The organism is Actinoplanes sp. NPDC051388 (assembly GCF_055586225.1).
This window is the reverse complement of record NZ_JBVJIP010000016.1, coordinates 248,914-260,276: the sequence shown is the minus strand read 5'-3', so window position 1 is coordinate 260,276 and position 11,363 is coordinate 248,914. Positions and strand designations below refer to the sequence as shown.

Annotated in this window: 11 protein-coding genes; 8 read left to right on the top strand and 3 right to left on the bottom strand. The window is 72.2% G+C overall.

Annotated elements, in window-relative coordinates:
- The first annotated feature begins 25 nt into the window (after window positions 1-25).
- Window positions 26-451 carry a DUF350 domain-containing protein gene (locus tag ACZ6TI_RS34795; RefSeq protein ID WP_465349459.1) on the top strand — a complete coding sequence of 142 codons (426 nt, stop codon included), beginning with the start codon at window positions 26-28 and terminating at the stop codon, window positions 449-451.
- A gap of 6 nt (window positions 452-457) precedes the next feature.
- Here ACZ6TI_RS34795 and ACZ6TI_RS34790 read toward each other — a convergent pair whose 3' ends face one another.
- Entirely contained in the window at window positions 458-1,624 is a 1,167-nt protein-coding gene (locus ACZ6TI_RS34790; RefSeq protein WP_465349458.1) for a low temperature requirement protein A, read from the bottom strand.
- 44 nt (window positions 1,625-1,668) lie between these two features.
- Here ACZ6TI_RS34790 and ACZ6TI_RS34785 point away from each other — a divergent pair, with 44 nt between their 5' ends.
- A complete protein-coding gene (locus ACZ6TI_RS34785; RefSeq protein ID WP_465349457.1) occupies window positions 1,669-2,364 on the top strand; it encodes a helix-turn-helix transcriptional regulator in 696 nt (231 codons plus the stop codon).
- Here the strand turns inward: ACZ6TI_RS34785 and ACZ6TI_RS34780 are convergent.
- Window positions 2,361-2,735 carry a VOC family protein gene (locus tag ACZ6TI_RS34780; RefSeq protein ID WP_465349456.1) on the bottom strand — a complete coding sequence of 125 codons (375 nt, stop codon included), beginning with the start codon at window positions 2,733-2,735 and terminating at the stop codon, window positions 2,361-2,363. The two genes, ACZ6TI_RS34785 and ACZ6TI_RS34780, sit on opposite strands and share 4 nt — an antisense overlap.
- 99 nt (window positions 2,736-2,834) lie before the next feature.
- Between ACZ6TI_RS34780 and ACZ6TI_RS34775 the strand changes: the two genes are divergently transcribed.
- The 6 genes from ACZ6TI_RS34775 to ACZ6TI_RS34750 all read left to right on the top strand — a co-directional run bounded on the left by ACZ6TI_RS34775 (window position 2,835) and on the right by ACZ6TI_RS34750 (window position 10,661).
- Window positions 2,835-3,620, top strand: coding sequence for a type 1 glutamine amidotransferase (locus tag ACZ6TI_RS34775; protein WP_465349455.1), 786 nt, complete (start codon window positions 2,835-2,837; stop codon window positions 3,618-3,620).
- Window position 3,621: 1 nt separating this feature from the next.
- Entirely contained in the window at window positions 3,622-6,600 is a 2,979-nt protein-coding gene (locus ACZ6TI_RS34770) for a bifunctional [glutamine synthetase] adenylyltransferase/[glutamine synthetase]-adenylyl-L-tyrosine phosphorylase (RefSeq protein WP_465349454.1), read from the top strand.
- Between the two features lie 91 nt (window positions 6,601-6,691).
- Window positions 6,692-7,876, top strand: a complete 1,185-nt coding sequence (locus ACZ6TI_RS34765) for a radical SAM protein (RefSeq protein WP_465349453.1) — start codon at window positions 6,692-6,694, stop codon at window positions 7,874-7,876.
- A 20-nt stretch (window positions 7,877-7,896) separates the two neighbouring features.
- The gene (locus ACZ6TI_RS34760) at window positions 7,897-8,733 is read left to right on the top strand and encodes a protein kinase family protein (protein ID WP_465349452.1); all 837 of its coding nucleotides are present in this window, start codon (window positions 7,897-7,899) and stop codon (window positions 8,731-8,733) included.
- A gap of 30 nt (window positions 8,734-8,763) precedes the next feature.
- A complete protein-coding gene (gene fahA, locus ACZ6TI_RS34755; RefSeq protein ID WP_465349451.1) occupies window positions 8,764-9,873 on the top strand; it encodes a fumarylacetoacetase in 1,110 nt (369 codons plus the stop codon).
- Entirely contained in the window at window positions 9,870-10,661 is a 792-nt protein-coding gene (locus ACZ6TI_RS34750; RefSeq protein WP_465349450.1) for a DUF6807 domain-containing protein, read from the top strand. The genes fahA and ACZ6TI_RS34750 overlap by 4 nt, the downstream gene beginning before the upstream one ends.
- Window positions 10,662-10,823: 162 nt before the next feature.
- Here the strand turns inward: ACZ6TI_RS34750 and ACZ6TI_RS34745 are convergent, their stop codons facing one another.
- Window positions 10,824-11,207 carry a DUF805 domain-containing protein gene (locus tag ACZ6TI_RS34745; RefSeq protein ID WP_465349449.1) on the bottom strand — a complete coding sequence of 128 codons (384 nt, stop codon included), beginning with the start codon at window positions 11,205-11,207 and terminating at the stop codon, window positions 10,824-10,826.
- Between the last annotated feature and the right edge of the window lie 156 nt (window positions 11,208-11,363).

Here is an 11,363-nt window from a genome sequence, read left to right as displayed (position 1 = left end):
GAATCAAAGTGACGAGGGGGAAGTCGTGCTGGAAGATCTGCTCAACGGCGCCGGTCGCAGTGTCGTTTTCGGACTCATCGGGATCGGGCTGATGGCGCTCGGCTTCGTGATGGTCGACCTGCTGACGCCGGGCAAGCTCAAGGACCTGATCTGGCGCGAGAAGAACCCGAACGCGGCGCTGCTGCTGGCGGCGAACCAACTGGGCATCGCGGTCATCGTGTTCACCGCGATCTTCACCAGCTACGACTCGTTCGGGCAGGGCCTGGCGTCCACGGTGATCTTCGGCATCATCGGCATCGCGATCATGGGCTTCGGCTTCATCGTGCTGGACTGGCTGACCCCCGGAAAGCTGGGCGAGGTCATCTGCACCCAGGAGCGCCACCCGGGCGCCACGGTCAGCGCGGCCGCCCACTTCGGCGCCGCCCTGATCGTCGCCGCCTGCATCGCCTGACGCGCTCTACCGCTCGGAGGAGGCGGTTCTGCCGAAGTTGCTGATCTCGGTGGAGCCGCCGGCCCGGCGGATCCGGGGCAGGTCCTCGATGATCGCGGCGCCGAACATGATCAGCGGGAGCGCGGCGAGCTGCAGGACGGCCAGCTGGTGGCCGACCGGGATGACCGCGAGCACCGCGACCGCGGCGATCACCCGGTGCCGCACGCCGGGGAGGCCGAGCCGGGCCAGGAAGCCGGCGTGGCCGAGCAGGTAGATCGCGGCGCCGCCGCTCAGCATGATCGCCTCGCCCCAGTGCAGGGGTTCGAAGGCGTGGCCGACCGTCTTCTTGATGCCGGCCGAGAGCACCACGACGCCGAGCAGCATCGGGAAGTGCGCGTAGCCCCAGGCGTCCAGCGCCAGCCGGGCCCGGCGCTGTGGTTCGGCATGCGCCAGCACGTGCTCGGCGCGCTCGTCGTCGCCGGCGAAATAGAGCCACCACAGGTAATAGGCGATGCACAGGCCGAGGACCGCGACCAGGATCGCGCCCACGCCGAGGTCGACGCCGCGGAAACCGAGCCCGATCGCGATGATCGACTCGCCGATCGCGATGATCATCACCAGTCCGTGCCGCTCGGCGAAGTGCCCGGCGCTGATCGCGTGCATCTCCACCTTGTGCACGTAACCGGCAGTGACCTGCACCAGCGGCGCCAGCACCCAGGCCACGTGCCGCCACGGCTCGGGCAGGATGCCGCCGGCCAGCACCAGCAGGGCGGCCAGGATGTTCATCGGGGTCAGCACGCGGATCGCCGCCCGCGCGGCGGATCCGGCCTGCCGGAACAGCAGCGCGTGCACCACGTTGACGACCAGGTAGCTGATCCCGAAGATCCAGCCGTGGTCGGTGAACGCCTCTGGGATGGCCAGCGCCATCACCAGGAAGCCGGCCATCCCGGCGAGCAGCAGGGTGCGCCGGCCGGTGCTGTTCGGCGCGACCGCGTTGGTCAGCCAGGCGTAGCCCGAATACATCCACCAGACCACGGCCAGGATCAGCACCACGTCGCCGAAGGTGGCCATCGTCGGGTGATCGGTCAGCGTCTCGGTCAGCTGGGTGATCGTGAAGACGAAGACGAGATCGAAGAACAGCTCGAGCGTGGACACCCGCACCGTGGTCTGGGGCGCCTCTGCGCTGGTCGACATGATCGGCAGGATAACTGTCGTACCCCGGTCGTAGGGTCCTCGATGTGAACCGGACCGATCGGCTCTATGCCATCGTCGAGGAGCTGCGCGCGGTGGCGCCGCGCCCGCGCAGCTCAGGGTGGCTGGCGGAGCGTTTCGAGGTGAGCCGGCGCACGGTCGAGCGAGACATCTCGGCGCTGCAGCAGTCCGGCACGCCGATCTATGCCGAGGCCGGGCGCACCGGGGGTTATTGCCTGGACAAGGCGCACACGCTGCCGCCGGTGAACCTCACGCCGGGCGAGGCGGTGGCGATGGCGCTGGCCCTGCAGCGGCTGGCCGGCAGCCCGTTCGCCGCCACCGCGAGGTCGGCGCTGCGCAAGCTGGTCGCGGCGATGCGGGCCGACGACGCGACCGCCGCGCGCGAGCTGGCCGGCAAGGTCCGGTTGATCGACCGGCCGACGGCGCCCGAGCCGGTGCCGCGGCTGATCGCCGGCGCGCTCGAGGCCGGCCGGGTGCTGCGGATCGGTTATGCCGACCGGGCCGGCGTGGTCAGCGAGCGCGAGATCGAGCCGCTCAGCCACGTCGGCGGGTTCGATCATTGGTACCTGGTGGCCTGGTGCCGCCTGCGTGCGGGTGTCCGGGCCTTCCGGGTCGACCGGATCACCCGGGTGACGGTGACCGCCGAGACGCCGCCGCCGCGGGAGCTGCGGGCCGACGATCTCAACGTGCCACCACACCTGCTGCACCAGCTGCAGCTCTAACCCCGCGGCGGCGTGAAGAGGCCGAAGCGGTTGCCCTCCGGATCGAGCACCTGGGCCGAGATCAGGCCGCTCGGCGAGGTCTGGGTCGGCACCAGCACCTTGCCGCCCGCGGCCTCGACCTTCGCACACATCGCCGCGGTGTCCTCGACGACGAGGTAAAAGGTCGCATAGCCCGGTTCGCCGGCCTGACCCGCCACCCCGCCGCTCGGCCCCTCGCCGGCGCCGGTGCTGACCAGACGATAGGGCTGCCCGTCGGGAGCCGTGGACACGTCGTCGCCGAAGGTCCAGCCGAACACCTCGCCATAGAAGCGCTCGGCGCCCGCACGGTCCGCCGTGCCGATCTCGAACCAGGCGTTGCCGTTGATCCCCATGATCTTTCCCCTCTCTCGGTTGAACACCCCGAACCTTGCCGGGGTCCGGCGACACCCTCCTGTCGGTGTTTCCACGGCATTACCGGTTAGCCTCGGGGAGTGAGCACCGCGCTTGTCGTCGAGAACGATCCGTCCGACCCGCCCGCCCGCCTGGCCGAGTGGCTCAGCGAGGCGGAGCTGCCGCTGACCATCGTGCGGCCGCACGCCGGTGACGAGCTGCCCGAGACCCTGGACGACCACCTCGCGCTGGTGGTGCTGGGCGGCGATCAGGACGCGTACGCGGCCGCCGACGGCACTCCCGGGGCACCCTGGTTTCCGCGCCTCGAGGGGCTGCTGCGCAAGGCGGTGCGCGGGCGCGTACCCACGCTCGGGGTCTGCCTGGGTGGGCAGTTGCTCGCATCGGCGCACGGTGGCCTGGTCGAACGCAGCACCTCGGGCCCGGAGATCGGGCCCGGCCTGGTCGGCAAGCGCGACGCCTCGGACACCGACCCGCTCTTCAAGTGGGTGCCGCTGTTGCCCGACGTGATCCAGTGGCATCGCGACGAGATCACCGAGTTGCCGCTGAGCGCGGTGCTGCTGGCCGCGTCGAGCCGCTACCCGAACCAGGCGTTCCGGCTCGGCGACCGAGCCTGGGGCGTGCAGTTCCACATCGAGTGCGACCTGCCGATGATCGAGGCCTGGGTGGAGTCCGACGCGGCGACGCTCGACGAGTTGGGCTACCACCCGGACGCGGTGATCGCCGCCTGCGCGGCGGCCCTGGCCGACGTCGAGGAGGTGTGGCAGCCGTTCGCCGCCCGGTTCGCCGCGCTGGCGCTGGGCACGTTGCCGGACGCGGACATCCCCAACCCGGGCACCGGGCGGACGCTGCCCCTGCTGGGTCACTGACGTGACCAGGCCCAGCCGGCTCGCCCGCTACGGCTTCGCGGACAACGGAGCCCGCGCCGCCGACCTGCTCGGGCCGGAGGGCCTGCGGTTGTGGGACGCCGAGTCGCAGGGGCCGGTGGACTCCGACGCGGCCGAGCTGATCCACGCGCTGTCCCGGGCCGCCGATCCGAACCTGGCGCTGCGTCAGATGCACCGGATGATCGAGTCGGCCGAGCGGGCCTCGGCGCGGGCCAACGGCGGCCCGGCGATCACCGCGATCCTCGACGCGCTCTATCGCGATCAGGGCCTGCGGCGGCGGCTGGTGGCGATCCTCGGCGCCTCGTCGGCGCTCGGCGACCACCTGGTGGCCAACCCGGACGAGTGGCGGGTGCTGGCCACCGGCAAGACCGGGCTGCCGCCGAACGCCGAGGGGCATCTGGAGTTCGAGAATTCCATGGGGGACGTCGCGCCTTCGGTGCCGGCGTTGCGGAAGGCCTATCGGGTGAGCCTGCTGCGGATCGCGGCGGCCGACCTGACCGGTGGCCGGGGGCTGGAGCCGACCATGGGGGCGCTGTCCCGGCTGGCCGACGAGACGCTCGGGGCGGCGTACGCGATGGCGGTGTCCGCCCTGCCCGCCGAGCCCAGCCTCGCGGTCGTCGCGATGGGCAAGTGCGGCGGCTATGAACTGAACTATGTGTCCGATGTGGACGTCATCTTCATCACCCGGGACGACGAGGACCTCAACGCCGCCACCACGGTCGCCGCCCGGATCATCGAGATCTGCGGTCAGGTGGCCTGGCCGGTGGACGCCTCGCTGCGTCCGGAGGGCAGCCGTGGCCCGCTGGTCCGCACGCTCGCCTCGCATCAGGCATATTACCGGCGCTGGGCGCGCACCTGGGAGTTTCAGGCGCTGCTCAAGGCCCGCCCGGCGGCCGGCGACCAGGAACTGGCCCAGGAGTGGATCGACGACCTGGCGCCGCTGGTCTGGCATGCGGCCGAGCGGCCCGAGGCGGTGGCCGACGTCCGGGACATGCGCCGCAAGATCATCGAGAACGTGCCGCCGGACAAGGTGGACCGCGAGGTCAAGCGCGGGCCGGGCGGATTGCGGGACATCGAGTTCGCGGTGCAGCTGCTGCAGCTCGTGCACGGCCGGATCGACGAGACGCTGCGCGAGCCGGGCACGCTGCCGGCGTTGCGCGCGCTGGTCGCCGGGGGATATGTGGGCCGGCAGGACGGCGAGACGCTGCTGCGGGGGTACCGCTTCCTGCGCAGCATCGAGCACCGGCTGCAACTGCAGCAGTTGCGGCGCACGCACACCGTGCCGGACGACCCCAAGGGCGAGCGGTGGCTGGCGATGGCCCTCGGTTACGTGGCGCTGCCCGGCCGGGACGCGGTCGAGGCGTTCCGCTCGGACTGGGTCGGGCACGCCGCCAACGTCCGCCGCCTGCACGTGAAACTGCTCTATCGGCCGCTGCTCGAGGCGGTCGCCCGGGTGCCCGCCGAGGCGCTGCGGATGACCACCGAGTCGGCCGGCAAGCGGCTCGAGGTGCTGGGCTTCGCCGACCCGGCCGGCGCGCTGCGCCACCTGCAGGCGCTGACCGGCGGCGTGACCCGCACCGCGGCGATCCAGCGCACCCTGCTGCCGATGCTGCTGCAGGAGTTCTCGGATGCGCCCGAGCCGGATCGGGGCCTGCTCAACTACCGGCACGTGTCGGACAAGCTGGGCAGCACGCCGTGGTACCTGCGGCTGCTCCGCGACGGCGGCCCGGTGGCCCGCCGCCTGGCCCACGTGATCAGCCTCTCCCGATATGCGACCGACCTGCTGATCCGCGACCCCGAGGCGCTGCGCCTGCTGGCCAACGACGCCGAGCTGCAGCCGCGCCCGCGGGAGAACCTGATCGAGGGGTTCGCCGCCGCGGCCGACCGGCACACCGACGACCCGGAGAAGGCCATCGCCGCGGTCCGGGCCCAGCGCCGCCGCGAGCTGTTCCGGATCGCCTGCGCCGACATCCTCAGCCGGGCCGGTGATCTCGCCCCCGCGCATCCGCTGGACGTGGACCAGGTCGGCATCGCGCTCTCCGACGTCACCGACGCGACCCTCAACGCGGCGTTGCGGGTGGCCCGCCGCAGCCGTCCCGCCCCGGACGGCATGCAGTTCGCGGTGATCGGCATGGGCCGGCTCGGCGGATACGAGATGAGCTACCCCTCCGACGCCGACGTGCTGTTCGTCTTCACGCCGCCGGAGGGCATGCCGGACAACGAGGCATCGGCCCCCGCGCACCAGATCGCCGAGGAGATGCGCCGGCTGCTCAATTCGCCCGCCCCCGACCCGGCGCTGGGCATCGACGCCGACCTGCGTCCGGAGGGCCGGCAGGGTCCGCTGGTGCGCAGCCTGAACGCGTACGCGCAGTACTACGCCCGCTGGTCCAAGGTCTGGGAGTCGCAGGCGCTGCTCCGGGCCCGGGCGGTGGCCGGTGACCGCGAGCTCGGGCTGCGCTTCGAGGAGCTGGCGGACGGCATGCGCTATCCGCGCGGCGGCCTGAGCCGGGACCAGGTGATCGAGATCCGCCGGCTGAAGGCGCGGGTGGAGACCGAGCGGATGCCGCGTGGCGCCGACCCGAACACGCACACCAAGCTGGGCCGCGGGGGTCTGGCCGATGTGGAGTGGGCGGTGCAGCTGCTGCAGTTGCGGCATGCATATGCGGTGCCCGAGCTGCGCCTCACCCGCACCCTGGAGGCGCTCACCGCGGAACGGTCGGCGGGCCTGATCGCCAAGGCCGACGCGTCCGCGATGGCGGCCGGCTGGACCCTGGCCGCCCGGGTCCGCAACGCGCTCACCCTGGTCCGCGGCCGCCCGACCGATCAGCTGCCCCGGCACGGCGTCGAGCTGGCCGGTGTCGTGCAGCTGCTCGGCGGCGACGACCCGGGCGAGTTCGTGGACACCTACCTGCGGGTGGCCCGCCGGTCACGTGCCGCGATGGAACGCGTTCTCGAGTCGTAACCCGTTGCCAGTCGTTACATCGTGGTATTGCGTAGCGTTACTTGGATCGCCAAGATTTGCGCAAACCTACGCTGCGACATCGAGGACACCTGTGCTGTCATCCGAACTGGCCCCCGGGGTCCGGCTACGGAGAGAGAAGTTCGGCGCGATCGCCTACGTGCCGCAGCGTGACCACTTCTACGCTCTGGACCGGGCGCACACCCGCGCACTGCTCGCCGGGGGCCCGCGCGAGACGGTCGAGGCGATGGCCTCGGCCGGCCTCTGCGTGACCACGCCGCACACGCCGGAGCGGGCCTTCTACGGCCGGTCCCAGTTCGGCGAGTTCCCGGACGGGTTGCCCGGCACCCGGCTGCCGCTGGTGGTCAACTGCTTCACCACCGCGCACTGCCCGCTGCGCTGCGTCTATTGCCACGCCGACGACCTGATGACCGGCTACCGCGAGGCGGACGCCCCGGAGTGGCTCGACGAGGTGATCCGGGTGGCCCGGGCGACGCCCGCGATGGTCGGCGTGATCACCGGCGGCGAGCCGCTGTCCCGCCCGGATCGGGCCGCGCGGCTGCTCGGTGAGCTGGCCCGCGACAAGGCGGTGGTGCTGGACACCTCGGGGGTCGGCGACCTGCGCGGCCTGGTGCCGCTGCTGCGCGCGCACGGCGTGCACGTGCGGATTTCGCTGGACAGCGCGGACGCCGTGGTCAACGACCGGCTGCGCCCGATCAACCGGCGCTACCTGCCGCTCGGCGCGAGCTCGTTCCGCTCGGCCTGGGCGGCCGTGCGGCTGGCCCGCGGTGAGGGCCTGGCGTGCAGCGTGCAGACCGTCGTGACCGCCCGCAACGCCGAGCCGGCGCCGTTGCTGGCCCTGCGCGACGAGCTGGTCGCGGCCGGTGTGCGCACCTGGACCCTGCACGTGGTGGTGCCGGCCGGCAAGGCCGCCGACCGCCCGCGCGGCCTGCTGACCGGCGAGGGCGCGGTCGCGACCCTGGTGCGGGTCGTGGCCGACACCGCGGCCGCGGGTCTGCCGATCGACATCCGGATCACGAGTACGCACCGCGCCCCCAATTCGACGCTGCTGATCAGCGCCCGGGGCGAGCTGGCCGTGCAGCGTGGCGACGGCACCGGCAAGGACGTGATCGAGGTGGGCCGGTTCCGCGCCCGGGGAAGCGTGCTGCACCACTTCCGCCGCCGCATCGACCCGGCCGGCCACGCCAGCCGCTATCTCAACGGCACGCTCGACCTGAACCCGGCCGCCGGCCCCCTCACCCCGATGCTTGCGTCCTAGCCGGCGGCTAGGTTCGAGCGATGCACACCGGGACAAGGGATCGCGAGGTGATCGCCGCGATCAACCGGCACGCCGGGGTCGCGTTGACCGTCGTCGGCCGCGCGCAATACGGCGAACTCGGCGGCGCGATCTACGTCGCCTGGCCGGACGGCCGACCGGCGGTCGTGACCCGATTCCTGGGCCCGATCGCCGAGGCGAGGCGCACCGCCGAGGTGCTGGCCCATGTCCGCGATCGGGGGTTGCCGGTGCCGCGGCACGACCTCGTCGTCGAACTGGACGACGGCGTGGCATTCGTACAGGAGCGGCTGCCCTCCGGGCCGTCCCGGCGCCTGACCGCGGCCCGGGTCGACGCGCTGGTCGAGATCAACGACCGGTTCGCCGACGCGCTGGCGGACCGATCGGACGTGCCCACGCCGGTGCTGGGTGTGGGCGACGGCGTCGGGGTGCGGGGCGGGCGTGCTCGTGAGCTGATCGCCGAACTCCGCCGCATCGCCGAGCCGCTCGACCTGACCGGCGGCGACCTGGTGCACGTGGACCTGACTGCGGCGAACGTGCTGTTCGACGAGCACGACCGCGCCACCGCGGTGGTCGACTGGAACCTCGGCGCCTATCGCGGTGATCGTCTCTTCGCCCTGGTCAAGACCCGCTTCGATCGGGAGTGGTTCGTCCGGTCACCGGACGCCGATCCGGTGGAGACCGCGGCCGCCGCGCACCTCGACGAGATCCTCGCCGACCGGATCGCGCCGGACACCCTGCGGCGCTACTGGGCCCGCTGGATGCTTTTTCAGCTGAGCTGGACGGTGCCGGCCGGCGCCGTCGGGTGGCACCTCGACCTGGCCGAGTCCCGGATCAGCTGATCGGGAGCGTCCGGCTCCGGCCATGGTGGAATGGACCGCGTGACAGTCCTTGCGTACGGGATCTTCTCGCGGCCCGGTGAGCCGCCGCGGGCCGGTGTGGCCGTCGGCGACCAGGTCGTGGACCTGAGCGCCCTGCCGCTGGCCGACGCCGCCGACTTCGCCCGCCCGTCGCTCAATGCGTTCCTGGCGCGTGGCCGCGCCGCCTGGGAGGAGAACCACGCGGCGGTGTCCGCGCTGGTCGCGGACGCGGACCGGATTCCGCGGGCGGAGGTGCGGATGCATCTGCCGTTCGAGGTGGCGGACTACGTGGACTTCTATTCCTCGGAGCACCACGCGACCAACGTCGGGCGGATCTTCCGGCCGGACGGCGAGCCGTTGACGAAGAACTGGCGGCACCAGCCGATCGGCTATCACGGCCGGGCCGGCACCGTGGTCGTCTCCGGCACGCCGATCCGCCGCCCGGAGGGGCAGCTCGCGGCCGGCGTCTTCGGCCCGTCTCAGCGCCTCGACATCGAGGCCGAGGTGGGCTTCGTGGTCGGTCTCCCGGAACCGGGCGGCCGGGTCGGCACCGCGCGGTTCGCCGAGCACGTGTTCGGCGTGGTGCTGCTCAACGACTGGAGCGCCAGAGACATTCAAAGCTTCGAGTACGTGCCACTCGGCCCGTTCCTCGGCAAGTCGTTCGCCACCTCCATCTCGCCGTGGGTGGTGCCGCTGTCCGCCCTGGAGCACGCGCGTGTCGCCCCGCCGGCACAGCGGCCGGAGCCGTTGCCCTACCTGCGCGAGACCGAGCCGTGGGGACTCGACATCGAGCTCACCGTCACGCTGAACGGCACGGTGCTGTCCCGCCCGCCGTTCCGGGAGATGTACTGGACCGCGGCGCAGCAGCTCGCCCATCTCACGGTGAACGGCGCTTCCCTGCGTACCGGAGATCTCTTCGCCTCCGGGACCGTCTCCGGGCCCGAGCCGGACCAGCGGGGTTGCCTCCTGGAGCTGACCTGGAACGGCCAGGAGCCGGTGAAGCTCGCGGACGGCTCGCTGCGCGGTTTCCTGGCGGACGGCGACGAGGTGGTGATCAGCGCCCGCGCCGGGGACGTGGACCTGGGTGAGGTCAGCGGGCGCATCGTCGGGGCCGGCCGGTGAACCGGCTCCTGGAGGTGGGCGGGCGGACCGTGGCCACCTATGTCGTCGATCCGCCGCTGGACATCCGGATCGGCCCGCGGCCCTATCTGCATCCGGTGCGGACGCTGGCCGGCGTCACGGTCACCGACACGCTCTGCTTCGACCACCCCTGGCATCTGGGCGCGTCGCTGAGCATGGCCGACGTGAACGGCGTCAACCTGTGGGGCGGGCGCACCTTCGTGCGCGACGAGGGCTACGTCTGGCGGGACGACCACGGGCGGATCACCCACGACGCCTGGATGCCCGAGTTCGGCGAGCGGCTGCGGTGGACCGACGGCGACGGCGGGCTGCTGCTGACCGAGGAGCGGCGGATCTCGGCCGAGGCGGCGCCCGGCGGGTGGCGGCTCACGTTCGCCTACCGGCTGACCCCCGACGACCAAGACGTGACGCTCGGCAGCCCGGCGACGAACGGACGCACCGGCGGCGCGGGGTACGGCGGGTTCTTCTGGCGGGCGGCGCCGGGCCCGGCGGCCGCCTTCACGCCGAGCCTGGCGGGTGACGTCAACGGATCGGCCGAGCCGTGGGTCGCGCTGGTCGTCGCCGATCGGTCCACATTGGTCTTCGAGGGCCTGCGGGACGCGGACCGCTGGTTCGTGCGCACCGGGGAGTATGCCGGGGTGTGCGCCGCGCTGGCCTTCCGCGATCCGGTCGTCATCCCGGCCGGTGGCTCGCTGTCACGGGAGATCCGGGTGCTGGTGGCCGACGGCGTCCTCACCCGCGAGGACGCCGCCGGCCTGGTGCTCGGCTAGGGCCTGTTTTAAAAGGGATGGCCGGGCTGCGGCGTGGCCCAGCCGCCGCCTGGCCGCACGTCGCGAACACCCAGATACAACACCGGTATCTGGGCGCCCACGCCGCACACCCAGACGACACCTGGACCTCGCCTCACTCCGACCCCCCTTTTAAAACAGACCCTAGGCCGACAGCCGCGGGTTCGGGCCGTACTTGCTGGGGTCCTTGGCCGGCAGCACGGTGAGGACGAGGATCACGAAGCTGCCGAGCGGGATGAAGCCGACCAGCTGCAGCCAGCCGGAGAAGCCCGCGTCGTGCAGGCGCCGTGCGGTCACGGCCAGGATCGGCAGCAGGGCGGCGAGCAGGTAGACGCCCAGAGCGATGCCGAAGATGGTCTGGTCCACAGTGGCCAGCAGCAGGCCCAGCACGACATAGATGATCACGTGGAAAAGCATGAAGTACCAGTACTCGGCGCGGGTGGCGCGACCGGTGAAGGTCGCGTATTTGCGGAATGCCAACGGGTAGTAACCCAGCACGTTGGTGGTCGCCGCGGTGTCGGTGCTCATATGTGGTCCTCCGTGGACTTTTCGTCGAGTGGAGGAGCATAGAGCACAGGCGGTGGGGGGGGGGGGGGGGGGGGGGGGGGGGGGGGCCGGGGGGGGGGGGGGGGGGGGGGGGGGGGGGGGGGGGGGGGGGGGGGATGGGGGAGGGGCCCCCCGCCA

What these genes read in the sequence shown, in the direction of transcription:
- ACZ6TI_RS34790 (WP_465349458.1), bottom strand. Translation starts at nt 1,624, where the DNA reads ATGTCGACCAGCGCAGAGGCGCCCCAGACCACGGTGCGGGTGTCCACG.
- ACZ6TI_RS34780 (WP_465349456.1), bottom strand. Translation starts at nt 2,735, where the DNA reads ATGGGGATCAACGGCAACGCCTGGTTCGAGATCGGCACGGCGGACCGT.
- ACZ6TI_RS34760 (WP_465349452.1), top strand. Translation starts at nt 7,897, where the DNA reads ATGCACACCGGGACAAGGGATCGCGAGGTGATCGCCGCGATCAACCGG.
- fahA (WP_465349451.1), top strand. Translation starts at nt 8,764, where the DNA reads ATGGACCGCGTGACAGTCCTTGCGTACGGGATCTTCTCGCGGCCCGGT.
- ACZ6TI_RS34745 (WP_465349449.1), bottom strand. Translation starts at nt 11,207, where the DNA reads ATGAGCACCGACACCGCGGCGACCACCAACGTGCTGGGTTACTACCCG.